Origin of the sequence: Paenibacillus lutrae (assembly GCF_009757775.1) — a bacterium.
GTDB lineage: Bacteria > Bacillota > Bacilli > Paenibacillales > NBRC-103111 > Paenibacillus_F > Paenibacillus_F lutrae.
Window position 1 is genome coordinate 119,861 of sequence record NZ_RHLK01000009.1, and the last position, 23,133, is coordinate 142,993.

Consider the following 23,133-nt stretch of genomic DNA (forward strand, 5'->3'; position numbering starts at 1 on the left):
ACTTTTCAGGGGACACGGCAGTATTAATTAATGACTTAAACACTTAATTGCATTAGGAGACAGGAGGATTTCAGCTTGATCCAAATTACGGAGGCTCATATCGACTCGCTCGCTCCCAACAGCTCCGCCATCAAGAATGCGCAGGGTCTTGTTAAGAAGAACAAGTACATACAATTAAACCGTTCGGAGAACGGAGAGTTGCTATTCGGCGAATGTGCCGGCAGCGGAAGCTCGAATTACGTATGTTCCGCTGACTTTATCGTGGCGGAGAAACCGGTGCTGCGCTGTTCTTGTCCGAGCAGACAGCTTCCATGCAAGCATACGCTCGGTCTGCTCTACGCCTATGCAGGCGGAGCGGCCTTTACCGAAGCTCCCGTGCCCGAAGATATTATATCCAAACGCGGGAAAGCGGAGAAACGCGAAGAAAAGAAGGCGAAGCAGGGAGAAGAAGGTGCAGCTCCCAAACCCAAGAAGGTCAATAAATCGGCGCTGAAGAAAAAACTCCAGGCCCAGCTGGAAGGGCTTGATCTGCTTGAGAAATTTACCGAATCGCTGATCCGCAGCGGGCTTGCTACGATGGATAACAAAAAGCTGCTCACGCTTAATGAACATGTGAAGCAGCTGGGGAATTATTATTTGCCGGAAGCACAGACACAGCTTCGGCGTCTGGCGCTTCTTTTTATGCATGATGAGCACGAGCAGATCTATACCCACGCGATGGACAGGCTCACGCGCATTCATGCTTTTATCCGCAAGGGACGCGCTCATCTGAACGAGAGGCTGGCGGACCCCGATCTGAAGCTGGATCATGAATCGACAATGGAAGAGTGGCTGGGTCACGCGTGGCAGCTCGCGGAGCTGAAAGAACTGGGTCTGATCACAGAGCAGGCGGAATTGATCCAGCTCTCGTTCCTCAGCTTCGATGACGCTGCCCGGCTTGAGTATGTGGATGCCGGATTCTGGCTGGAGACAGCCACGGGGGATATCCATGAGACGATCAGTTACCGTCCTCATAAAGCGGCCAAGCATATGCGGGAAGAAGATACGTTCTTTGAGATGGCGCAGGTCAAGACGCTGTATCGTTATCCGGGAGAGATGAACCGCAGAATCCGTTTCGAAGAAATGAAGTCCCGGCCGCTGGCAGAAGAAGATTTTCAGGCGGCTGCGGCTCATGCGCGCCGGAGCTATGCCGATGTGATTAAGCAGGTGAAGAGCCAATTGAAGAATCCGCTGGCGGACACCAGTCCGGTTGTGCTGCTTCATGTTCAGAACACGCTGCAGACAGATCGGGGCGAATACGTGATTACCGACGAATCAGGGAATCAGATTGTGCTGGGAGATGTTCTTGTGTCCCTGGGGTATGAGTCCTTGGAGCTGCTGCCTCTTCTGCGTCCGGAGCTTCTGAGAGATTCGGCTATGCTGGTCATGTTCTCTCATGACCTGGACAGCGGGTGTCTGATGGCGCAGCCGCTCTCGATTATTAAGGATAAGGAAATAGTTCGTCTGCTGTTCTAGCGTTCTAACTTCGGAGGAGGTTTATAAATGAGCACTGCGTTACTGCAAGAGCTGCACACAGAACTGCGCCGTTTGTATATAGCCGGAAGTGAACTGGCGGCGGGGGATTTTCGGCTGAAGAAACTGCTGCCTCAATTTCAGCAGTTGGGAGAGCGCGCTCCCGTCTTTAAAAAACTCGGCGAGGGCATCCAGCGGGTGCTGGAGCCTTCAGGCAGCGGAGGCGGTAATCCGTCCGGCAGTCTGCAGGATTTGGGCCTGCTGTTAAGCTCCGTGCTGCATACGCAAGGTACGACATCGCCGGCGGGGGAGCCCGGTCATCTTAAGAGCCGTCCGGTTCCGCTCTCCACTTCGTATTCCTACCGCAAGATTTCAGCGGTTCGCGAGGCGCTTGCGACAACCGGCAGCGGACGCTATGAAATTGTGACGGAGGCATTCCGTGAGGGGCTGTTTCAGGACTTGCGGCTGTTCAATGCCGCTATAGCGGCGTTGAGCGATCCTTATGCGGAACTCGCCGATTTTGCGATGACGTCCATTCTGCCCGCCTACGGTCCGGTAGTGGTCCCTCATTTGACAGCTTCTTTTGATCGTGCCGGAGGCAAGGCTGAGACGAGGAAACTGAGGGTAATCGCACAGGCAGGCGGCCAGGAAGTGCTGCCTCTCATCTTTGAGGCGGCCGAGAACGGATCGGAGGATGTGAGGGTAACCGCTATAGGTCTGCTTGCAGGTTACGGGGCCTATGTACAGGCGCTGCTGGGCTGGACCCGGGAGAAGAGGAAACCGATCCGAGAGGCAGCCTATCAGGCTCTTGCGGCCGGCGGATCGGCCGAAGGAGCGGAGCGCCTGCACGAGGCTTTCTCCGGTAAAGATATCGAGCTCGCCGCAGAAGCAGCCGTAAACTCCGATTCGGAAGTGCTTCTCCAGCGGCTGGTACGTGATCTGGACGCGGAACTTAAGAATGCGGAATCAATCCAGGAGGACAAGAAGGCATTCGATCTTGCCTGGGAGCGTATCCGGCATTATTTAAGGGCGCTGAATCACAAGCAGCACGATGTACTGGATGAATTGTTTACGAGAGTGCTGGAAGATGCTCCACGGTATCTGTCTTACGGCTGGAAGTCCCTGGTTGACGATGCGGCCCGTTATGCGGCTTATCTGGGACCGTCCGGGATGCTGGGGCTGCTCCTCCCCCTCTATAAGCAAGATGCCCGTTATGTCTCCTTCGCGTTCCGGGCTGCGTTCCGTCTTCTGTCTCCTTCGCGCCTTTATGAAGAATTCAAAGACCTTCTGGTCATTCGCCGCCAGACGAAAGAAGCCGGGAAGCGGCAGGATAATCTGATGGAAGTGATCGAAAATCAGGTTGTTGCTTACCGGAATGGACAAGTTCAAGCAGCGGAAGGGACGCAGCCGGATTGGCTGCACTGGCTTACTTTCCCGATCGTTCCTTCAATTGAGGAGATGGAGACCGGCTGGGACTCACGCTGGCTGGAACGATTCATTGAACTGGAGCAGGATACCCTGGTGAGTATTTTCGCCCGTCCCGGTCATACTCCCGCGCAGCAGTTCCTGCTCCGGCAGTTAAGCTTGAAGCCCGAACTGCGTAACCGCTTAGCAGGCGAGCTCCTGCTCGGACTTGATCGGGCGGAAGTCGAGGAGGAGATCCGGCGGGAAGCTCTGGTGTCGGCTCTTGAAGACAAACGCAATAAAAACTGCTATCTATTGGACGGTTATGTTTTTGAGAAATTGTGCATGCTTCCGAAATCATATGAAGCAAGGCTGAAGGAAGCTCTTCCTCTCTACCGGTCAACTGCCGAGAAACAAATACAGTTTGTTGTGGACGCCATGAGCAGGAATCAGCCAATTGTGCTGACCCCCAAAGTTAAAGGAGACGATTAAATGGGAACTGGACAAATGCAGATGCAGGATCAGATGAGATTATCAGCGGAGAAGCTGTATGCGGATGAATTGGAAGCGCTGCGTAAAGCGGATCAGGGCAAAATTCCCGCCGGCTGGCAAATGTCGCCGCAATCCGTCCTCACTTTTATAGCAGGCGGTAAAGCAGGCAAGATGGACATCACCCCCAAGTATATCGGCAATAAGCGTTTGATCGAGATGGCTGTCGCCACTCTCGTAACGGACCGCGCGCTGCTGCTGATCGGAGAACCCGGAACGGCCAAATCCTGGCTGTCGGAGAATTTGTCGGCCGCTATCTACGGCAACTCGGGTCTTGTTGTACAAGGCACGGCGGGCACGAGTGAAGAGCATGTCCGCTATTCCTGGAACTATGCGATGCTTTTGGCGAATGGCCCGACACCGGAGGCGCTCGTGCAGAGTCCGATTATGAGAGCGATGGAAGCAGGGGGCATTGCCCGTTTCGAGGAAATTTCACGCTGCGCTTCGGAGGTGCAGGATGCGCTGATCTCCATCCTGTCGGAGAAGACCATATCCGTGCCTGAACTGGGCAAAGAAATGAACGCCCGCAAAGGCTTCTCTATTATCGCTACCGCAAACACGCGGGACCGCGGAGTCAACGAAATGTCCGCCGCTCTCAAAAGACGTTTCAACATCATCGTTCTTCCGGCTCCATCGAGCATGGAAACCGAAGTGGAGATCGTGAAGAAGCGCGTTGGCGAAATTGCTTCATCTTACGATTTGCAGGCCGCCGTCCCTTCGGATGAGGCGCTGGTCAAGGTCGTAACGATTTTCCGCGAACTGCGCAGCGGGATGACGCTGGATAAGAAGGATAAGGTAAAATCTCCTGCTGGAGTAATCTCAACGGCCGAGGCCATTTCACTGCTGACGAACAGCATGGCGCTGGCAGCGAGCTTCGGAACCGGTGAGCTGACCGATGAGGATTTGGCGGCAGGTCTGCAGGGAGCGATTGTGAAGGATGACGATAAGGACAAACTTGTCTGGAAGGAATACCTGGACAATGTCATGAAGAAGCGGGGAGCGCAGTGGCGCGGTTTGTACACGGCTTGCAAGGAGATGAACGAGTGAGTCCCGGAGCTGCGGAGGAATCGGTACATATTTTTGGGGTGCGGCATCTTTCCCCGGGCGGTTCGAAACATTTGCTGGAGTTTCTCAGCGACATTCAGCCTACGGCCGTTCTGATCGAAGGTCCCGCCGACGCTTCAGAGGAAATTAAGCATTTGACGAATGGAACTACCAAACCTCCGGTAGCCATTCTGGCATTTACGGATGATCTGCCGGTACATACGGCACTTTGGCCTTTCGCTGTATACTCCCCGGAGTATCAGGCGATGAAGTGGGCACAGGACAACGGGGCCTATGCGGCCTTTATCGATCTTCCCACTCCCGTTATTCTGGCGCTCCAGGATGTCCGGAGAAAAGAGGCTGAGCTTGCCGCGGAAAACATGGACTGCGGAACCGGGAATGCGAAAGGTGCGGTGGGGTGCGAGGCTGAGGAAGCAGAGGCAGACGAGGCGGCAGGGGCAGAAGCAGAAGCAGAAGCAACAGTGAAAATAAATGTAGAAGCAGGGCAATCGGGACAAGCAGCGGCAGCATCTATACCGTCCGCTTCGTCAACGGACCCGAGCCCGGTCGAAGAGGCGGCAAGCCGACCGGGTCGTGACGGGAATGCAGAACCAGAGCCTGAACAGGCAGCGGAATTGCTTTCTTTGGATGAGGACAAGGACGAGGCACACGTTACATCCCGGTCTATCTACAGCCGGATTGCCGAGCTTGCCGGCGAACACGACTACGACATGTACTGGGAGCGTCATTATGAGCACAATCTGAGCAGGGGGGCTTATCGGGAAGCGATTCTGGCTTTCTCTGCCCAGATGCGCGAGTTGTCGGAAGAGAAGGAGCGCCGTGAGCAGGTTTCCGAATACGCGTATAACGCGCTGCGGGAAGCTTACATGAGACGGAAGATCCGCGAGGCGATCGCTTCCGGGCATGAGCCTGACAGGATCGTCGTCGTTTGCGGTGCCTATCATGCGGCTGCACTGGAGGATCTTAGCGGGGCCATGACGGACCGGGAACTTAAATCATTGCCTGTCCGCAGCACTAAACTTACTCTGATGCCTTATTCTTATTTCAAACTTTCTTCCATGTCGGGCTATGGTGCAGGCAATAATGCCCCGAACTACTTTCAGTTAATGTGGGAGCATATGGCTAACGGCACACTTAACGAGCTGCCGGGGTATTATCTGTCCGCAATTGCCCGCTTCATGCGTGAACAAGGAACCCACCGCTCGACCGCCGAGGTTATTGAAGCGGTAAGGCTGGCCGAGTCTCTCGCCGCCCTCCATGACGGAAGTGCGCCTACGCTGCGCGATCTGAGGGATGCGGCGCAGACGCTGCTCGGTCATGGCGATCTGTCCGTCGTCGCCGATGCGCTGGCACGGATTGACGTCGGAACGAATATCGGCGAGCTTGCCGAAGGCGTCAGCCAGACGCCGATCCAAGAAGACTTGAACCGTCTGCTTAAGCGGCTCAAGCTGGAGAAATACAAGACGGCGGTGGCGGTTGACCTGGCGCTGGATCTTCGCGAGAACCGCCGGGTCAAAAGCGAAGAATCGGCTTTTCTCGATTTGAACCGCTCGTTCCTGCTTCACCGGCTTAAGCTGCTGGGCATTGAACTCGCCAAGATCAGACCAAGCGGGCAGGACGGCGCTACTTGGGCGGAGCACTGGGTGCTCCAGTGGTCGCCTGAAGTGGAGATTCAGGTGGTGGAGTCCACCCTGCACGGCGAAACCGTTGAAGTAGCCTCGGCTTACGTGCTCCAGCAGAAGCTGGAGCAGTGCAGCTCCATTGCCGAGGCCTCCACGCTCATCCGCACCGCTTGCGAGTGCGGGATGACCGCCCAGATGGAAGCGGGGCGGCAGACGCTTCAGCGGCTTGCGGTGGACAGCCGGGATATCGTGCAGATCGCTGCCGCAGCACGGCAGCTGTCCGCTATTATCCGTTACGGCGATCTCCGGCGGCTGGATACAAGACCGCTGGTTCCGCTGCTGGAACAGTTGTTCCTGCGCGCCTGCCTGTTCCTGCAGGATGCGAGCAACTGCAGCGATGAGGCCGCAGGCGCCATGATCGTCGCGATGGGCGAGATCAACGGCATCGCGCTGGATCACAGCGAGCAGATCGACGAAGCCTTGTGGCTTCGGGAGCTGCTGCATTTGGCGGAACGGGACGACCGGAATGCGCGTCTGTCCGGTTACTCCTGCGCGCTGCTGATGGAACGCAATGCCATCACGGCAGAGCAGTGCGCACAGGAAGTATCCCGGCGGCTTTCCCCGGGAATTCCGGCCGATTTGGGGGCCGGCTGGTTCGAGGGTTTGTCCGGCCGTAACCGCTATGCCCTTTTATCCCGGATGAGCTTATGGGAACAGCTGAATGAATACATCTCTTCACTGGCTGACGATGAATTCGTCCGTGCCCTGGTCTTCTTACGGCGTGCTTTCAGTACCTTCGCCCCCCGGGAGAAGAATATGATCGCCGAAGTGCTCGGAGAGTTGTGGGGCGTAGACACGGAGCAGGCCGCCGAGGTGTTGACCGGCGAGCTGAAGGAGGAAGAAGCGAAGATGATAGATGACTTGAACGATTTTGATTTTGAGGACTTTTGACATGAGCACACATCCTTCACAAGATGATCCCAAATTGGCATCGCGCTGGCGTCTCATCCTCGGAGCTTCTGCTGAGCAGCAGCTGACAAGCAGTTCCGCGGGGATGATCACATTGACGGAAGAAGAGCAGATTATGGATGAAGCGCTCGCGGCAATTTATGATGATACGAGCGGGATAAGTGACGGCGGCACCTCTGCCGCAGGAAGCAGAGGTGCCGGAATGGGGAAGTCCGCTCCGAGGCTTTCCAAATGGCTCGGGGATGTACGCAGCTTATTTCCGGATGATGTCGTATCGGTTATCCAGCATGATGCGATGGAGCGCAAAGGCTGGAAGCAGCTGCTCCTGGAGCCGGAGGTGCTGGCTACGGTCAAGCCGGATATTCAGCTGGTAGGGACCCTTCTGTCGCTCAAAGGCAAAATTCCGGAGAAGACGAAGGATACCGCGCGCATGCTGGTCCAGGCCGTCGTCGATGACCTCACCCGGCGGCTGAATGAGGATATGCGCCGGGCCGTTACAGGAGCGTTGAACCGCAGACAGCATTCTCCGCTTCCTTCCCTCAGCGGGATTGACTGGAAGAGGACTATTCAGCGCAACTTAAAGAACTATGATTCGCAGCGGCGACAGATCATTCCCGAGAAGTTTTATTATTTCGACCGTGCCAAGCGGAGCAAGGAATGGACGGTCATTCTGGACATTGACCAGAGCGGTTCCATGGCCGACTCGGTCATCTGGGCTTCGGTGGTCGGCTCGATCTTCGCGAGTATTCCCTCGCTGAGCACAAGGGTCGTCGTGTTCGACACCGAGGTAGTCGATTTGACCGAGCAGTGTGCGAACGATCCGGTTGACATGCTGTTCGGTATTCAGCTCGGCGGAGGGACCGATATTCATAAGTCGGTCGCTTACTGTGAGCAGTTTATCGAGGAGCCGAAGAAAACACTGTTCATCATCGTGTCGGATCTGTACGAAGGAGGCAATCAGGCCGGGCTGATCCGCCGTATGCGCGAGCTGCGCGAAGCGGGGGTCAGAACGATGTGCCTGCTGGCATTGTCCGATGAGGGCGAGCCGTTCTATGACGAGCGCATTGCCAAGCAGCTGAGCCGGGATGGGACCCCATGTTTCGCATGTACGCCCGCATTGCTGCCCGTGCTGGTAGAAGGGGCCCTGAAAGGTATGGACTTGACCGAGCTGGCTAAGCGGGTCGGGACGAAGCCGGTGTAGGCATCGACTTTAAACGTGAGCAGTCTGCAATGAATGTTTGAGCGAGCAATAAGCACATAACGACTTCCATCTGTTAGATGGGAGTCGTTTATATTTATTAGTTATTTTGACCTAAAAATAAAGGGAAACATCTACTAATTATAGAATAATTAATACGATAAACTTATTGATTGTGTATAAAATTGAGTCTATAGAACTAAGTGGCGGTAATTATTCCATTTAATTTATTAAGTTATAAGAGGTATCGAGATGAGAATTGCTCATAATCTGTTGGCGATGAGAACGAAGAATCAATTACAAGTTAATTCTAAAAAAGTAACGAATTCGACGGAGAAACTATCATCCGGTTACCGGATTAACCGGGCAGCTGACGATGCGGCCGGTCTATCGATTTCTGAAAATATGAGAGCTCAGATCAGAGGACTGGAGCAAGCGCAAAGAAACGCACAGGATGGAATCGCATTGATTCAAACGGCTGAAGGCGCTCTGGGAGAAATTCATGCCATCCTGCAGCGGATGAATGAGTTAGGGGTTCAAGCGGCTACGGATACGTACGCGGACAACGACCGGGTGAAAATACAAGCGGAAATGAACCAGCTGAAGGAAGAGATTGATCAGATTGCCAATACGACAGCGTTCAACACGATTCATTTGTTAAATGGAGATATCGGAGGCGGAGAAATCACTAAAATTGCAGGTAAAGATTACAACACGTTAAACCTGGCCGCCATAGTCGGAAACAGCCACAACATACATATGAGCGGCGGTATAGAAATTCAAAGCGGGATCAACGACGAATTAACGGTTAAGTTCGACGGACAGGCTTATACGATTAAGATCGCAGCGGGCACTTACGATGGTTCGATTACGGCCCTGTATCAAGATATTAATGATAAGCTGCAGGCTGCCGGAGCTCCCGTTAAGCTGCATTCGGTTTATAGTTCATGGGACAGCACCCATATGAAGAATATCCTGGAGAGTACGATTTCCGGAGAACACCGCATAGAAGTTGAAGGAAGCGCCTTTGCCGATCTCTTCGGACAGACTCAGAAATACTTCGGTAATTATGAAGTCTGGGGCAGGGAAGCGGACTTTTCTACCGGTTATACGGTTAAAGCAGGTGTTAACGACACTTTAAACATCAGAGTCAGCGGTGTGGATAAAACCATCGTATTGCAGGAAGGATCTTATACCCGCAATGAGCTTGCCGCTGAACTGAACAAACGATTCGGGGAAACCGGAGCCGATATAAGCGCTTCATTCTCCGGATCTGTCGGAGTTAACGATTCACCTGCAATGGGGAATAATCATTATATTCTTGCGCTGAAACATAACCGGTCCGGGGCTAACGATACGATTCAGCTCCTGTCGGGCAATGCTTTGAATCCTTTGTTTCTGAGGTCCACCCAACCGGGAGCTACCTGGAATCCCTCATCCACGAGTAAAATTGTGACCAACTTGGATATTGCCAGTGGCATTACTATTAAAGACGGCAATAATGAATGGGAATTTACCGTGGAGGGAAACCAGATAAGAAAGGTGACGATCCCGCCCGGTACCTATACCTCTGGCAGTATCATCGCGACTTTAAATAATGTCTTGAGCGACCGGAATGCGGGGGTTATAGCCTTAAATGAAGGAGATAAAATCGTTTTTGCCAGAGAGATGAACGGCAGCAGCTACTCTTTGACGGATTTTAAAATGTCGGGAATCAAGGATGGTCTAATCTTGCAGGTAGGTGCGAACCAAGGTGAAATCATGGAAATCAGCCTTCCGGATATCCGTACGAATAAACTGGGCATTCATCAGGTTGACCTCACTACGCAATCAGGGGCCAGTCAGGCGATTACAACGATAAGTGAAGCGGTAGACCGGGTATCTTCTGAGCGTGCAAGTCTGGGTGCTTATCAGAACCGCCTTGAACATACCATTAACTATCTCGCAAATTCTTCAGAAAATCTCATCTCGGCGGAGTCCCGCATCCGTGATGCCGATATCGCCAAGGAAATTGCGGAATTAGCCAAAAGCCAGATGTTGACCCAGGCCGCACAGGCGATGGCTGCGCAGGCTAATCAAGTCCCTCAACAAGTTCTTCAGCTACTTCGTTAAAAAGAGAAGCCAAAGGTAAAAACCGGCTTCTCTTTTTCATTGTCCGGGGGAATCAGGCCGCTTGCTCAAGTGAGCAGTTGCTTGATCCAAGCTTCGTATATATGACGGCGGCGTGTTATCCTGTTCTTCTGGTCTTTGCATGGGGTGAGCCTCTCCTGCCGAGTCCGGCAACGAGAGAGTCCGGCCGCCCGACACCCGGGCCCGGCACCAGCAGTTTATATCTCCTCGGCCATACTGGCAGCTGTCTCTTCAGCAGCAGGTCCGTCCGCCGTAAATTTATCCGCCTCTGCCGGATCGGGCTCAATCCCATACCTTCTCAGTGCCTTCGCTGATGTTTCCCGCATACGCTGCCGAAGTTCCGCTCCCTCTACGACCTTAACCCGCATCCCGAGAAAGCGGAGCTTGGACAGGATGTACTCCGCATCGTCGCGCTGGTAAGTAAGCCGGATCCGGTACGTATCCGTATCAGCCGTGTAGTCTACCTCTTTCTCGAAGCAGGAGAAGGCATAGAGGATTCTCGATAATTCCGCATTGTACCGGCGGATCACCTCAATGACAATCTGATCTTTACGAGACAGCAGCGACCCCTCGAGTCTTCTATTCACGCTGCTGTAGACCTCAGCGGTTACGGGTTCTTCGCTTACCCGGGTGATGTTCTGGAGCCGGGTGGACATGAAGGTCCGGTTACGGAGGTGGTACCAGAGCAGGTACCACTCTCTTTTGACCATGGAATATTCGAGCTTGTAGGGCACTCCGGACTGATCTTGCTGGATGCGCCCGTTCTTGACCCGGTAGGTCAGCCGGAAGCCCTGCCGTGCTCTCAGCAAGCGGCGCAGTTGACGAAGAAGGGGAGGAAACGCCTCGCCTTCACGGCTTTTGGCTTTCTCGGTCAAGCCGGAGGATACATCCGCGGTCTGCTCCGGCTCCAGCCGGTTCCGCAGTTTCTCCAATGTCCCGGGTGCAAAGGCTGCTGCGGCCGACGGGTGGGCGAGCATGCTTTTGAGCCAGCTCCGTTCGTGTGAAGTCAGGGTGTAGAGGCCCGATTCATCCAGGCGCGAGATGATCTGGTAGTTAAAGATTTTCTCGAACAGGTTCATAGTACGCATGCATCTCCTTCCACTCCGCAATAAACTCCCGCCTCAGCCGGGCAGGTTCCAGAACCTCGCAGCTGGACCCGAAGCTCCTGAGCCACGGCTTAATTTCCGTCATTCCGTTAACCGTGATTTCGTAAACGAAGGATTCTGCGGTTTCTTCGGTAATTTCGCCCCACTGTCCCTGAAGGAGCACACGTTCTTTGACGAAATCGGCAGGAGCCCACTCCGGTTTGTAGAAACGCGCCCGCACCCGGACGGGGCTGCCGGTATCGATCAGCCAGCTGTAGCGTGTCTTCGCTTCCAGTTCTTCCAGCCTAAGCCGGAAAGTCTCTTCGGTTACGGGACCGCCCTCCTGAATTTGGGTCAAGCCCTCCATCCGGAATTTGATGATGCCTTGGCGGGTAGTATGTCCGAGCAGATACCACCGGCCGTATTGATGGTCGTACACGACTTTGAGCGGGAGAATAAGCTCCTGCCGGCCTGCGGCGTCGCGCTCGAACAGCGGATTGGTATTCTGTGAGGTATAGCTTTTGCGTGACTTCGGCGAGAAGTAAAGGAAGGAAAGCTTCCTGCGCTGCCGGATTGCCTCCAGGAGAGTGTACAAGTGCGCTTCGTCCAGAATACGGGAATAGTAGTGGTACTTGTACAGGAAGGGCTCCGCGATCTCAGCCTGCAGTCCCTGCTGCTTGAGCGCTTTCTTCAGGCTGTCACGCAGCAGGTAGCCCTGAACGGAAGGAATCTGTGTGTTCGCCATTATATCCACGTAATCGTACAGATCAAGCAGTTCTTCATTACTGAGTTCCCGGACCAGGTCATGATGGATACGATACCGGTAAGGGCGTCTTCCCGGCTCCCGGAGGATGACGCCGACCTCTTCCAAATATTTGAGATCCGAGCGGATCGTTTTCTCATCAGGCAGAGACAATTCCTCCGGGAGATCCCGGCAGCAGGCATCCATCAGCTCGCAGGCAGTCAGGGACCGGTCCTGAATCGCGGTCAGAATGAGCGACAGGCGCCGGGATTCGGATTCCTTGAGAGATTTGGCGCGGTACAGGAACAGAAGCATCGGATCTTGCGATTCATAATAATTGAAGCGGAGCATCTCCGCGAATTCCTTGCTTTGTGTTTCGGGCAGCTGATTATATACGGCGCTAACGATTTCCTTCAGGCGCCGCAGTGTTTTATCGAACGTATGTACAGATATGCCCAGACGCTCCGCAAACTGCTGCCGGCTGTAGGCTCCGCTCGTCAAAGCCAGCAGACGGAGGAACTGGATTTCTTTATCGAAACTTTCTCTGGCCACTGAACATTCCCCCGTTTCTTTGTCTCCCATTAGAGCGGACACGACCGGCCGCCCTCTCGCTGCTTTTTGTATACCTGTCTCTTTCATTGTATCAAAAAGGGGAGCATCTGGGCGGAATGCCAAACTTTCTCGGCGGTCGTAATACTTTCGCCATGTTCGTTCCGGCCGGAATGAGCGATGATAAGAGGGTGAGATCGGCACCCCGGTGCCGGCCGCACGATCCGATCATTGAGGCGCCCCGACGGGTTACTTCGCCTTTTAAGCGACTTGCCGTTGGTTCGAATCCAACTCCTGCCGCAAGGCAGGGTAGCTCAGCCCGGTAGAGCAGTCTGTGCCTGTCAAACGCTTGAACTTCCTCCATGATCTTTACATACATACGCCTATGGAGCGAAGCGCTGGTAAGGGTTCCTTCGACTATTAAAGAGTATGAGAACAGGGTGAGCTGCAAGGCATTTACGGCTGGAGCGACACCGTGCTTGCGTACATCGCGCAGACGGTGCAGGGCTATGAGTCTTTGACGGAGCGCGTGTCGGCGATGAGTCTGAGTCTGGACGGGTCCGAAGAGTAGCGGGATAAGCAGGCGCGTAACGTTATACAATGGGTCGTCATTTACAACATTTGGAACATGAAGTATACTTTCACTACTAATTAAGGACAAGGGAGGCCGATGAACATGCTAAATCTGCATCAGGATATTTGCGGGGTTAATCAGCAGCAGGATGAACGTCGCACTATCGCGTCACATCTTCATAGATGCAGTGCATGCTCAGCGGCCTGCCGGAATTGTATTCGTACGGGGGATTATCCGGACTCTATTTAGACTCGAGTCTGCCAGGTGCCTCCCGATACAGCGTAAAATCCGGTCATGGACTCTTGAGTCCGTGGCCTTTTTCGGTTATATCCGTAAGCATGAGAATCATTGAACGGAATCGACCGAAGCTGATTTTATATCATGCGGGACGCTCCAATGAACCTGAACCTGACCCTGAACCATACTGAACCATATTGCGAACAAGCAAAGGAGTGACATCATATGTCAGATTACCGGTCGACTATACGAACGGAGCTTCAGCATATCGAGCAGCAAGAGGGTGTGCGTATTTTATATGCCTGCGAATCGGGGAGCCGTGCGTGGGGATTTCCTTCCCGCGACAGCGATTATGACGTCCGTTTTATATACGTGCGGCCTGTCTCATGGTACTTGTCTGTTTTTGAAAAGAGAGATGTGATCGAGAAGCCGATCCACGATCTGCTGGATCTGAGCGGCTGGGACCTGCGCAAAGCGCTCTATCTGTTCCGCAAATCGAACCCGCCGCTGCTGGAGTGGCTTCAGTCCCCGATCCGTTATTATGAGGAATACTCGGTGGCGGAGCAGATCCGGAGCTTATCTCCGTTAACCTTCTCCCCGAAGTCTTGTACGTACCATTATCTCAATATGGCAAAAGGGAACTACCGGCAGTATTTGCAGGGGGATCGGGTGAAGATCAAAAAGTACTTCTACGTGCTGAGGCCGCTTCTGGCATGCACCTGGATAGAATCCCGCAACAGTATGCCTCCGATGGAATTCGGCGCGCTGGTCGATGCGCTTATACCGAAGGAGAGCGAGCTGTATGGCGTCCTCCAGCTGCTGCTGTCCCGTAAAAAAGCGGGCGAAGAGCTGGATTACGAGCCGAAATTGACCCCGCTGAATGAATTTCTGGAAGAGCGGATCGCGCATTTCGAGCAAACGGCAGCCGCCATGGATGACGCGATTCTTCCGGGTCAGGAGCAGTTGGATAAGCTTTTCCGCTCGGCGCTGCAGGAAGTGTGGGGGTAGGCGTTTTTTACGACTAGAACATTAGATAAGGAGTCGATACGCATGGCTATATTTCAGGTGAAGTCCACCAACCCGGATTTGTCCTTCATCATCAAGAAAAATCCGGGCTCCGGCATGATGCTGAGGTCGGTCCGTAAAGGGACGGCCTACGGCTGGTATACGGATTCTTCCACTTTTAACGTGTATTTCAAAGATGCGGACAACGAAATTTCTTACAAGAGGCATCAGGATGAGAACTTTGAATATTTGAACGTGTCCCGTTACAACACGCCATTGTTCCCGCTGAACGCGCTGAATGAGTTTTTCTCCGCTCCGCTGAAGGTGCGCGATGACCGGGATACGGATGGTTACGAGAATACCTGTACGATTCCGGTGATTCATGTGCAGCTGGTCCGGTATGTGGAGTTTTTTGAAAAGCACCTGCCTGATTTCAACTTCACGCTGACCCATCTCACCCACAAAAGTTATTCGCTGACCGTGACGACGGGCAGAAGCTTGTATCAGCTGCTGAATGTGGTGAGCGTATTATGCCTGTTCCTGGCTCAGTTCGGAGAAGAATATATCGACATTTCGGATAACATCCTGGATAAATACATCAGCAGTATTCACGTAATAGACGCGCCATTCTATATTCGCAGCTTGTTCGCAAGGAATTTCCTGACCTCGAAGGAACGGTTTAAGGAGTACAAGGCGAAACTGGAACAAACAGACCGTTACAGCATCCTGTTTGATTTCGGCAGCACCGCGCATCAGAGACGGAATTACATCCGCGGCGTTCTCCCCTTTGACAAGTCCATCCTCGATCTGGGCTGCGGGGAAGGGTTCTATGCGATTCCTTTTGCAGGAAAAATTGAAGGCAGTTACTACGCGGTGGATATCCATGAGGAGACGCTGGAAGTAGTGAAGCGCAAGGCCAGTGCCAAGGAGCTGGATAATCTGGTGGCGCTGGCTTCCATAGAAGCATTCCTGGAGGGGTATAACGGCGAGCAGGTGGATGTGTTGCTGACGGAGGTTATCGAGCATATGAGTCTGGAGGAAGCTCGGGAGCTGATTAAGCAGGTATGCACGAAGGTTGATTTTCATACGTTCGTCATTACGACGCCCAATGCGGATTTTAACGGGTATTATGAGCTGGAAGGATTCCGGCATGACGATCACAAATGGGAAATGGGACTGGAAGAATTCCGGCGGTGGTTTACAGATTTGGCCGGTGAACTGGAAGCTGAAGCCGGTCCGGGAGGCAGGCTGCGGCTGGATTATACATTCGCGGCGATCGGAGACGGAGTGAACGGTGTTCAGACGACCCAAGGCGTGATTGTGAAGAACAAGGAGGCGGTGGCAGGTGGAGATTAGAACGAAGATCCATACGATCTATATGCTGGTAGGGTCAACGGAATGCGGCAAAACGACGTTTGCCCGGGAGGTTCTGATCCCTCAGCTCCGGTTTCAGGATGAAAGCCGGGCCCTGAAGGCGAACGTCCAGTACTTGTCTTCGGATAGTATCCGTCAGGAAATACTCGGGTTCGAATACGACAAGTACGATCAAGTTATGCTGGAGGCGAGCGAGCAGGCTTTCCAGCTGCTGTTTGCCCGTCTTAAGATGGCGACCTCGTTCCCGGTTAATGCGGAGTTCGTCGTCGTGGATACAACAGGGCTTGCAGAAGATTTCAGGGCAGCAGTCCGGGAGATCGCGCATGACCATAACTACAACCTCGAAGTCATCTTGTTCGATTACCGCAAACGAGAAGACTACTATTCCTCGGAGCGCTCCAAGAAACTGATCACCAGCCACATTAACCGGCTGCGCAAAGAAGTGCTCGGATCGCTTGGACGGGAAGGGTATGCGAAAGTTCATAAGATACGCGCCAAAGATTTCTACCTGCCCGCAGAGGAGCGGACGAATGAAGCCTATAAAATCGTGGTGGATGATCAAGCGGAGTATAGGGCGGCGATCTTGCCGCAGGAGCATAAATACATCGTTGTCGGCGATGTCCACGAATGTGCCGGAGAGCTGAAGGGACTGCTCATGGATTACGGATTCGGAATCGAAGGCAGCCGCCTGATTGCCGCAGGCCGGATGCAGGGCACGAAGATTATCCTCGTCGGCGACTGGATCGACAAGGGCCGGAACACCCGCGAAACGGTCGAGTTTCTGTATGAGAACCGGGAGCATTTTCTGCTGGTGCTCGGCAATCATGAGAACTTCGTATACAAGTACCTGCGCGGGGAAATCAGCGGGATCGACCGGGAGCTGCTGCATACGTATTTCGATTCCACGCAGGTATTAGCCGGCGATCCGGAGCTGCTCGCGAAGTTCAATGCGCTAGTGGAGCGCTCCAAGCCGTTCTACCGGCTAATCGGAGTGCAGGGGCCGTCGTTCTTCGTGACACACGCCCCTTGCCGCAATAAGTACATCGGCAAGCTCGACACGAACTCGGCGCGCCACCAGCGGAACTTCCGCATTGACCGAAGCGCTCCGCTGGAGGAGCAGCTTGCTTTTCTGCAAGAGGAAGCGGTTAAGAATCACCCGCTTCACATCTTCGGGCATGTGGCGGCCAAGCAGGCCTTCCGCATCCGCAATAAGCTGCATCTGGATACCGGCTCTGTGCAGGGGAATGCGCTGACATCCGTAAGCATTACGTATAAGCCGGTCTATAAATCCCGCCGGGCGGGTGGAACAGCTCTGCATGAAGAGCTTCAGACATTGTTCCAGCAGGAAAGAAACGTGTCGCTTCACGACCTGGATGCGGAGGATCTGCGCAGACTGAACTACTGCTCGCGCAACCGGATTAACTTCATCTCGGGCACCATGTCCCCGGCGGACAAGGATGAGGCCGCCGGGGAGCTGGAGTCGCTGAGGCGCGGATTGGATTATTACAAGGAGCACGGCGTAACCGAAGTTGTCCTCCAGCCCAAATACATGGGCTCTCGCTGCAATGTGTACCTGCACCGCGACCCGGCCGGGAGCTACGCGGTCAGCCGGAACGGCTACAAGATTGTCGGCGTGGATCTGACGCCTGTCTATGAGAAGCTGCTGGATAAGCTCGGCGCTTACATGGAAGAGAACGATCTCGCCGTGTTGATTCTGGATGGAGAGCTGCTTCCATGGCGCGTACTGGGCGAGGGACTGATCGACAAGCAGTTCCGGCCGATTGAGAAAGCGCTGGAAACCGAGCTGGCCTTCCTGGAAACCAGCGGTTTCGAGCAGGCCTTCGGGCAGCTGGCGCAAGCGTACCGCGAGAGCGGCTTCGAGCAGGATCAGTTTCATCTGAACAAGTCGGCTCTCAGCGAGAAATACGGGTCCAGCGTGTACCAGAACTACAAGAATCTGCGCGGCATTCTGGAGAATAAGGTATCGCTTGCCGGGCACCGGGCCGCATATGAGACCTACAAGAAGCAGCTGGATTTGTATGCGGGCGATGGCGAGCTGGCCTACAAGCCATTTGCCGTTCTGAAAATGATCTGCACGGACGGCCGTGAGGAAATGCCGATATGGAAGACTTCCGACATGTACCGTTTCCTGTCGGAGGACGAGGCGCTGCGGCTGGATTTGACCTCGCCGGATTCATACGAGCAAGCGCGGGCGTATTTTGCGAAGCTTACCACGGAGAACGGGATGGAAGGCGTCGTCATCAAGCCGGAGCAGGCTGTGGAAGACGCAGCACGGAGTAAGGTGGTCCCGTACATGAAGGTACGTAACGCTGAGTACATGTCCATCATCTACGGTTACGATTACCGGTTCCCGCACAAATACAGCAAGCTGATGAAGCAGAAGAGCATCCGGCAGAAGCTGAGGACTTCCCTGAATGAGCACCGGCTCGGGCAGCGCATGCTGCAAATTCCGCTTGCGGATATTGCGCCAAGCCATGAGGGCTACAAGCAGGCGGCAGCGGACCTGCTGTTCGAGGTGGCGCAGGAGAAGGAGATCGATCCGCGCCTGTAGACATGGAGGAGGCTGATGCTGGGGGATAGCGATAGTATCCAATACCTGGACTTTCTGATATAATCCATACCCAAGTATGAAGATGCCGGCTATTCTGGCACATAGACTGCTTTGAAGGAGTTACCCAGCATGAAGAACCTCCTCGTTACCGGCTACCGGGCGCATGAGCTGAATATTTTTAATGAAAAGCACGAAGGCATTCCCTATATCAAAAAAGCGATCGCCGGCAAGCTCGTTCCCCTCATCGAAGAAGGGCTAGAATGGGTCATTACGGCCGGCCAGTACGGGGTCGATCTGTGGGCTTGCGAAGTTGTCATTGAGCTGAAGGAGCTGTATCCGCACCTGCGGTTGTCGGTCATTACAGCTTACGAGAATCCGGAAGAAAAGTGGAAAGAGGACAAACAGGACTTTTACAGGCGGATTCTCCAGGGGGTCGATTATTATGCGGCCGTCAGCAAGCAGCCTTACAACGGCGTGTGGCAGCTGAAAGCCAGAGATGATCTGCTGCTGCGCAAAACCGATGGGATAATGCTGTTTTATGACGAAGAAGCGGGAGAGGGAAGTCCGAAGTTCATGAAGGAACGTGCCCTCAAGAAGCAGGAGGACGAGGGATACGTATGCATGTTTATCACCCCGGAGGATGTGCAGAACATTGCGGATGAAGAGAACATGAGGGGATTTGAGTAAATCGGACAACCCACAAGCCGGGCAGTATTTAACTGCCTCGGCTTTTTTTATTGAGACAGCGAATTGCGGAGGAACTTGACCCTAAGCGCAGCGAATATAATCGGGAGGAAAAATAAGTAAACTACTACATCGTATCCAAAGGAGAACAATCACTTGAAGAAACAATGGTTAACAGTACTGATCTTGGCTTTATTCCTGTGTGTGCCGGCCAACATGCATGCCCAGACACCTCAGATCTTCGTGTTTGTGGACGCCGAATTGATGAATTTTGAGGAGGCGCCCTATGTGGAAGATGGAATCACACTGGTTCCTTTCCGGCCTCTTTTTGAAAAGTTCGGAATTGAGGTTCTTTGGGATGCAGATACACAGACGGTTTTGGGTAAAAAGGGCGGGTGGACGATTTCGCTTGCCATCGATCAGCCTGCGGCTGTTGTCAATGGCGAAACGAAGACGCTGGCTGTACCGGCCAGACTTACCAACGGCACGACCTTCATTCCCTTGCGCTTTGTCGGAGAAGCAACAGGAAGAGCCGTATCCTGGAGCGGGGATTCTGATGCCGGCCAGGTCATTCATATTAATCCGACGTTTAAATCCAATACCAACGATCTTCTCTATTCAGGAGATCTTGTGTATAAGGGGGACATGACAGACGGGATCAAAGAAGGGAAAGGAAGTTACTCTTATCAAGGTGAACTGTGGTATGAAGGCGATTTTAAGTCAGGCAGCATGGAAGGCACAGGCAGGCAGTTCGATCTGGATAATCCGTCCTCGTATTACGAAGGGCAATTTGCCGGCAACCTCGCAAACGGGCAAGGGAAAATAATTTACGATGACGGTTCTTACTATATCGGAGAATTTGTTGACGGAGCCAGAGAAGGGACCGGCAAGCTCTACTACAAAGACGGAAAAGTAAAGTATGAAGGCAGTTATACAGATAATATCCCGACAGGAACCGGAAAATATTATTTCGAAGATGGAAGCTTGTATTATGCGGGAGAATTTGTGGATGGTAACCCTAACGGATTTGGCCAAACCTACAGCGGCGGGCATCTCAATTACGAGGGGCAGTTCGTGAATGGCCTCAAGCAGGGCAAGGGGAAGCTCTATAGTTCCTTGATGCAGGGTCAAGTGATGTATGAGGGAGATTTTCTGGACGACATTCCCCATGGGGCCGGGAAGTGGTACGGGCCGGACGGCAGATTAAACTACGAAGGTCAGTTTAAATATTTTATGAAATCGGGGAAGGGCAGAATCCTATACGAGAACGGCGATATCTATGAAGGGGAAGTATATGACGGCCGGGCGGAGGGAATCGGCAAACGGTCCAATTCTTCGGGTAAAGTCATATCGAGCGGCTACTATGAGCAAGACTCTTATAAAGCTGCCGCGCCTGACACGACTTCGACTTCCTATACAATTATGAAGCTGAAGAAGGAAATCAACCAGGAAGTAATAGACGGAATCGATGAGGGGAATTTGTACGGCTTAAATCCGAGTGAAGCCATCATGATCCTCGATCTGCCGTCCCGGGAAGCTTTGGTCCAGTTCAAGGAGCTGCCCGAACAAGCGAAGAAGGAATGGATGAACAGCTACGTGCAGGAGCATTGGGGAAATGTACTGGGTGTCGATCATTGTTACACCCGGGTTACTTACGAGGGGATTACTTATGCCGAAGCTGATTTAAGTTACGAGCTTCCGGCAGGGGAGATGACGATGAAGTTTTATCCGGACGGGAAGTAAAGGAGCAGGGTGGAATTCTCTTGTACACGAAATCAGAAGATTAACGAATGATTCACTAGCTTGCACAGCAACATGGAAAAGGGGCCCCGGAGAGGGCCTCACTGACTACCGGCAAGTCCTCAGCTTATGGATGGATCTATAACATGGAGTTCCGCGCCTAACGGCGCATTTTTTTATTTTCCGGGGAGGGGACATTCCTGTTTAACCGATCTTATGACTAAAAGCGGCCTTTCCTGCAAATACTGGAACAGTTCCCAAGGGTGTGGAATATAGCGTTTTGTCCAATGTTCCCAGTAAAATTTCTCCATCAAATCACTCACTTTTGTCAGTCTGTTGAACGGCTGGGGAGAAAATTGTTTTTGCCGATTAAAAGGCGTATGTTAGAAATACGGCTTAAAAATATAACATCTTATGAGAGGTGGAGTTATTGTGAGGTTACAAGATAAAGTCGCGATTATTACAGGCGGCGCTTCCGGGATCGGCAGAGGGATGGCCCATGCGATGGCCAAGGAAGGCGCGAAGATTGTGATCGTCGACGTCAACGAAGAGAAGGGCAGAGCTACGGAGCAAGAACTCAATGAGCTGAGCCAGGGCAAATTCATCAAAGGTGACATTACGGACCGCGCGGTCATTAAACATATTGTAGAAGAGACCGTATCAACATTCGGCAGACTGGATATTATGGTCAACAATGCCCATGTTTCCAAGCAGATGCCTTTTGTAGACACGACGGATGATGTGCTGGCCCTGTCGTTCAATACCGGCTTCTATCCGACCTATTATTTCATGCAGGAATGCTATCCTCATCTGAAAGCGACGAAGGGCAAAGTAATCAACTTCGCTTCCGGCGCCGGTCTCAATGGTATGCTGAATCAGGCTTCCTATGCGGCCGCCAAAGAAGCGATCCGCGGTCTTACCCGTGTCGTGGCGAACGAGTGGGGTCCGGACGGGATCAATGTCAATCTGATTTCCCCTATCGCTTATACACCGGGCGTAGAGAACTGGAAGCAGCATTTCCCGGCGGAATATGAAGCTACGGTGAACAAGATTCCGCTCCGCAAAATGGGCGATCCTGAACAGGATATCGGCCGTGTAGCGGTGTTCCTGGCAAGCTCCGATTCCGATTACATGACCGGTCAAACTTTGATGGTGGACGGCGGCTCCATTATGCTGCGATAATATAAAAGGTTATACAATACAACATAGGACAAGCGGCTTACGGCGGGAATGCCGCCGGAAGCCGCTTCCAACTTAAAGGAGAAGACATCTATGGGACGCGTACAAGGTAAAGTAGCTATTATAACAGGCGGAGCATCGGGCATCGGTCTTGCTACCGCTCAAATGTTTGCCAAAGAAGGCGCTAAAGTCGTAATTGCCGACTTCAATCAAGCCGGAGCCGAGCAGGCGGCGCAGGAAATCGTCAGCCAGGGCGGCGAAGCTATCGGTATTTTCCTGGATGCTTCCAAAGAAGAATCCATTAAAGCGACAATCGACATAACTGTTGAGAAGTTCGGCGCGATTCATGTGCTGTTCAACAACGTAGGCTTAACGAATCTTCAGAAAGATCTGGATGTTGTGAACATTGATCTGGACGAATGGGACCGCTTGATGAACGTAAATCTTAAGAGTGTGGTCATCGGCTGCAAATATGCCATTCCACATATGATCGAAGCGGGCGGCGGGTCCATCATTAACACGGCTTCCATGGCTGCATTTGCCGGAGACGTGATCCGTCTTGCATACGGAGCTTCCAAAGCTGCGGTTGTAAATGTAACCAAATACGTAGCGGCTCAGTACGGCCGTCAGAATATCCGCTGCAACGGCGTAGCGCCGGGTCTCATTCTGACTCCGGCTGCGAAGAACAACATTCCTCCGCAAATGCTGGATATTTTCGCCAAATACAATGCTCTTCCTTACCATGGCGAAGCGGATGATATTGCGAGCGCGGTTCTGTTCTTTGCTTCGGATGAATCCAAATTCGTTACCGGTCAAACTCTGCAGGTAGAGGGCGGTCACTACCTCTCTAACCCTACAGCTCCTGATTTTCGGGAATTGGCTGCCAAGAGTCAAGGCTAAGTAGTTCCTTACTTTCACTTCATTAAGTATATAATCAACATTG

General features: G+C 53.0%; 15 protein-coding genes. 13 read left to right on the plus strand and 2 right to left on the minus strand.

Annotated elements, in window-relative coordinates:
- Positions 1-75 precede the first annotated feature (75 nt).
- From EDM21_RS16130 to EDM21_RS16155, 6 genes are all read left to right on the plus strand, one after another.
- Entirely contained in the window at positions 76-1,515 is a 1,440-nt protein-coding gene (locus EDM21_RS16130) for an SWIM zinc finger family protein (protein ID WP_157337060.1), read from the plus strand.
- A 27-nt stretch (positions 1,516-1,542) separates the two neighbouring features.
- On the plus strand, positions 1,543-3,408 hold the full coding sequence (locus EDM21_RS16135; protein WP_157337062.1) for a HEAT repeat domain-containing protein: 1,866 nt from the start codon (positions 1,543-1,545) through the stop codon (positions 3,406-3,408).
- Positions 3,409-4,512, plus strand: a complete 1,104-nt coding sequence (locus tag EDM21_RS16140) for an AAA family ATPase (RefSeq protein ID WP_157337064.1) — start codon at positions 3,409-3,411, stop codon at positions 4,510-4,512.
- A complete protein-coding gene (locus EDM21_RS16145) occupies positions 4,509-7,103 on the plus strand; it encodes a DUF5682 family protein (protein ID WP_166542047.1) in 2,595 nt (864 codons plus the stop codon). The genes EDM21_RS16140 and EDM21_RS16145 overlap by 4 nt, the downstream gene beginning before the upstream one ends.
- A 1-nt stretch (position 7,104) precedes the next feature.
- Positions 7,105-8,322: a VWA domain-containing protein gene (locus tag EDM21_RS16150; protein WP_157337066.1), complete on the plus strand. Its 1,218-nt coding sequence runs from the start codon at positions 7,105-7,107 to the stop codon at positions 8,320-8,322.
- Between the two features lie 249 nt (positions 8,323-8,571).
- Positions 8,572-10,431, plus strand: a complete 1,860-nt coding sequence (locus tag EDM21_RS16155; RefSeq protein WP_157337068.1) for a flagellin — start codon at positions 8,572-8,574, stop codon at positions 10,429-10,431.
- A 215-nt stretch (positions 10,432-10,646) separates the two neighbouring features.
- On the opposite strand, the gene EDM21_RS16160 is transcribed toward EDM21_RS16155, so the two are convergent.
- Both EDM21_RS16160 and EDM21_RS16165 read right to left on the minus strand, forming a co-directional pair.
- Positions 10,647-11,528: a WYL domain-containing protein gene (locus EDM21_RS16160; RefSeq protein ID WP_157337162.1), complete on the minus strand. Its 882-nt coding sequence runs from the start codon at positions 11,526-11,528 to the stop codon at positions 10,647-10,649.
- Positions 11,503-12,828 (minus strand): WCX domain-containing protein, encoded by a 1,326-nt coding sequence (locus tag EDM21_RS16165; protein WP_166542048.1) that lies wholly within the window; start codon positions 12,826-12,828, stop codon positions 11,503-11,505. The genes EDM21_RS16160 and EDM21_RS16165 overlap by 26 nt, the downstream gene beginning before the upstream one ends.
- Positions 12,829-13,861: 1,033 nt before the next feature.
- Here EDM21_RS16165 and EDM21_RS16170 point away from each other — a divergent pair.
- From EDM21_RS16170 to EDM21_RS16200, 7 genes are all read left to right on the plus strand, one after another.
- The gene (locus EDM21_RS16170) at positions 13,862-14,644 is read left to right on the plus strand and encodes a nucleotidyltransferase domain-containing protein (protein ID WP_157337070.1); all 783 of its coding nucleotides are present in this window, start codon (positions 13,862-13,864) and stop codon (positions 14,642-14,644) included.
- A gap of 42 nt (positions 14,645-14,686) precedes the next feature.
- The gene (locus EDM21_RS16175) at positions 14,687-15,997 is read left to right on the plus strand and encodes a class I SAM-dependent methyltransferase (RefSeq protein WP_157337072.1); all 1,311 of its coding nucleotides are present in this window, start codon (positions 14,687-14,689) and stop codon (positions 15,995-15,997) included.
- Complete coding sequence (locus tag EDM21_RS16180; RefSeq protein WP_166542049.1) at positions 15,987-18,587, plus strand: metallophosphoesterase; 2,601 nt, start codon at positions 15,987-15,989, stop codon at positions 18,585-18,587. Before EDM21_RS16175 ends, EDM21_RS16180 begins: the two co-directional genes overlap by 11 nt.
- 129 nt (positions 18,588-18,716) lie before the next feature.
- On the plus strand, positions 18,717-19,274 hold the full coding sequence (locus EDM21_RS16185) for an SLOG family protein (protein WP_157337074.1): 558 nt from the start codon (positions 18,717-18,719) through the stop codon (positions 19,272-19,274).
- A 153-nt stretch (positions 19,275-19,427) separates the two neighbouring features.
- Entirely contained in the window at positions 19,428-21,014 is a 1,587-nt protein-coding gene (locus tag EDM21_RS16190) for a copper amine oxidase N-terminal domain-containing protein (protein ID WP_157337076.1), read from the plus strand.
- A gap of 429 nt (positions 21,015-21,443) precedes the next feature.
- Complete coding sequence (locus tag EDM21_RS16195) at positions 21,444-22,193, plus strand: SDR family oxidoreductase (protein WP_166542050.1); 750 nt, start codon at positions 21,444-21,446, stop codon at positions 22,191-22,193.
- 90 nt (positions 22,194-22,283) lie between these two features.
- Entirely contained in the window at positions 22,284-23,090 is an 807-nt protein-coding gene (locus EDM21_RS16200) for an SDR family NAD(P)-dependent oxidoreductase (protein WP_157337080.1), read from the plus strand.
- Positions 23,091-23,133: the final 43 nt, after the last annotated feature.

What these genes read in the sequence shown, in the direction of transcription:
- EDM21_RS16135 (WP_157337062.1), top strand. Translation starts at nt 1,543, where the DNA reads ATGAGCACTGCGTTACTGCAAGAGCTGCACACAGAACTGCGCCGTTTG.
- EDM21_RS16140 (WP_157337064.1), top strand. Translation starts at nt 3,409, where the DNA reads ATGGGAACTGGACAAATGCAGATGCAGGATCAGATGAGATTATCAGCG.
- EDM21_RS16150 (WP_157337066.1), top strand. Translation starts at nt 7,105, where the DNA reads ATGAGCACACATCCTTCACAAGATGATCCCAAATTGGCATCGCGCTGG.
- EDM21_RS16155 (WP_157337068.1), top strand. Translation starts at nt 8,572, where the DNA reads ATGAGAATTGCTCATAATCTGTTGGCGATGAGAACGAAGAATCAATTA.
- EDM21_RS16160 (WP_157337162.1), bottom strand. Translation starts at nt 11,528, where the DNA reads ATGAACCTGTTCGAGAAAATCTTTAACTACCAGATCATCTCGCGCCTG.
- EDM21_RS16170 (WP_157337070.1), top strand. Translation starts at nt 13,862, where the DNA reads ATGTCAGATTACCGGTCGACTATACGAACGGAGCTTCAGCATATCGAG.
- EDM21_RS16175 (WP_157337072.1), top strand. Translation starts at nt 14,687, where the DNA reads ATGGCTATATTTCAGGTGAAGTCCACCAACCCGGATTTGTCCTTCATC.
- EDM21_RS16185 (WP_157337074.1), top strand. Translation starts at nt 18,717, where the DNA reads ATGAAGAACCTCCTCGTTACCGGCTACCGGGCGCATGAGCTGAATATT.
- EDM21_RS16200 (WP_157337080.1), top strand. Translation starts at nt 22,284, where the DNA reads ATGGGACGCGTACAAGGTAAAGTAGCTATTATAACAGGCGGAGCATCG.